Origin of the sequence: Streptomyces solincola, from assembly GCF_002982015.1 — a bacterium.
Classification (GTDB): Bacteria; Actinomycetota; Actinomycetes; order Streptomycetales; family Streptomycetaceae; genus Streptomyces; species Streptomyces solincola.
The window spans coordinates 1-1,813 of record NZ_PVLV01000591.1 but is presented as its reverse complement, the minus strand read 5'-3'; the positions used below and the strand labels follow the sequence as shown (position 1 = coordinate 1,813).

Genomic DNA, 1,813 nt, shown 5'->3' with positions numbered 1-1,813 from the left:
CCACCCCCCGCCGTGAGAACCTCCGCAAGGAACTCCACCGCGGCGTGGAGGTGCACCGGCTGCTCCGCACCGGGCTGGCCGACCGGTGGCAGGCCGCCCACCCCGGCTTCGACATCGTGCGCGACCCCGCCTGGCTCGGCGTCGACACCCCCTCCGGCACACCGGTGGCCGGCCTCGACCTGATGATCCGGCACAACCCCTTCGGCTACGGCGACGACGCCGTCTGCGTCGCCTCCCTCACCGCCCCGCGCCCCTGGCCCGGCCAGGACCGGATGCGCTCCCGGCTGGACGTCGCCGTCTCCAAGCTGGCCGCCCGCACCGGCCGGTCCACCGAGGACGTCGCCGCGGAGTGGTTCCGGCGCTACCTCGACCACGTCGTCCGGCCGGTGCTCTGGCTGGACGGCACGGCGGGCGTCGCCCTGGAGGCCCACCAGCAGAACACCCTCGTGCTGCTCGACCCGGACGGCTGGCCCTGCGGCGGCCGCTACCGCGACAACCAGGGCTACTACTTCCGCGACTCCCACCGCGCGGCCCTGGAGCACCGCCTTCCCGGCATCGGCGCCACCAGTGACACCTTCGTCTCCGACGAGGTCACCGACGAACGCTTCGCCTACTATCTCGGCATCAACAACGTCCTCGGGCTCATCGGCGCCTTCGGCGCGCAGCGCCTCGCCGACGAACGCCACCTCCTCACCGCCTTCCGGCAGTTCCTCGACCAGGCCACCGCACTCGGCTCGCCCCTGCCCGAACTACTCCTGGCGAGCCGCACCCTGCGCTGCAAGGCCAACCTCCTCACCCGGCTCCACGGCCTGGACGAACTCGTCGGACCGGTGGACACCCAGTCCGTCTACGTGACCATCGCCAACCCCCTGCACGGCTGAGCGCACCCACCAACGGAACGGCGCGGACCGCACGACTGAGAGGAGCGCCCCGATGCCTCCCACCGACCCCGGGGCCCGCCCCTGCCCCGACCCGCACATAACCCCGGCCGCCGACGCCGGCGGCGGGCGGGGCGACCTGCTCGACGGGGTCGCCGGGTGGGGTGCGACGGACACCCCGGCCGGGTCCTTCCGACTGGTCCCGGTCCACCTCGACCGGGACCTGCCGCTGCTCACCCGCTGGATGAACGACCCGGTGGTCGCCGAATTCTGGGAGCTGGCCGGCCCCGCGTCCGTCACCCGCGCCCATGTGCGCGCCCAACTCGACGGCGACGGAAGCAGCGTGCCCTGCCTCGGCGTACTCGACTCCACCCCGATGAGCTACTTCGAGATCTACCGCGCCGACCTCGACCCGCTCGCCCTGCACTACCCGGCCCGCCCCCAGGACACCGGTGTCCACCTCCTCATCGGCGGCGGCGCCCACCGCGGCCGGGGGACCGGCACCGCCCTGCTCAGGGCGGTGACCGACCTCGTCCTGCGCCACCGGCCCGCCTGCACCCGGGTCGTCGCCGAGCCCGACCTGCGCAACACCCCCTCCGTCTCGGCCTTCCTCAACGCCGGCTACCGCTTCTCCGCCGAACTCGACCTTCCCGACAAGCGAGCGGCCCTCATGGTCAGCGACCGGTCCCTGCGGCACCTGCTCTGAGGCCGCCCGCTGCCGTGCGTCCACCGCTTCGATCCGCATCGGTCCCTTCCCGAGGAGTCCCTGTGCCGAAGTCCCCTGCCACCCACGACTCCACGGAGCCCACCACATCGAAGGCTCCTCCGCTCCAACGCACCTCCTCCGCGCCTGCCGTGCCGCGCCCGTCCGGCGAAGCGGGCCGCCCCGGCACGCCGGCCCCCGTCACGCAACCCCCGGCCGGCCCGCGCATACC

2 protein-coding genes are annotated in these 1,813 nt (G+C 73.9%); both read left to right on the top strand.

The features are described 5' to 3' along the window. Positions 1–881, top strand: an 881-nt coding sequence (locus tag C6N75_RS27795; RefSeq protein WP_322888084.1) for an IucA/IucC family C-terminal-domain containing protein, incomplete at its 5' end; no start/stop codon positions are given. Positions 882–933: 52 nt separating this feature from the next. Continuing rightward, entirely contained in the window at positions 934–1,584 is a 651-nt protein-coding gene (locus tag C6N75_RS27790) for a GNAT family N-acetyltransferase (protein WP_105871620.1), read from the top strand. Positions 1,585–1,813: the final 229 nt, after the last annotated feature.

Excerpts from the sequence above, each read along its gene's own strand:
- C6N75_RS27790 (WP_105871620.1), top strand. The coding sequence starts at position 934 with ATGCCTCCCACCGACCCCGGGGCCCGCCCCTGCCCCGACCCGCACATA.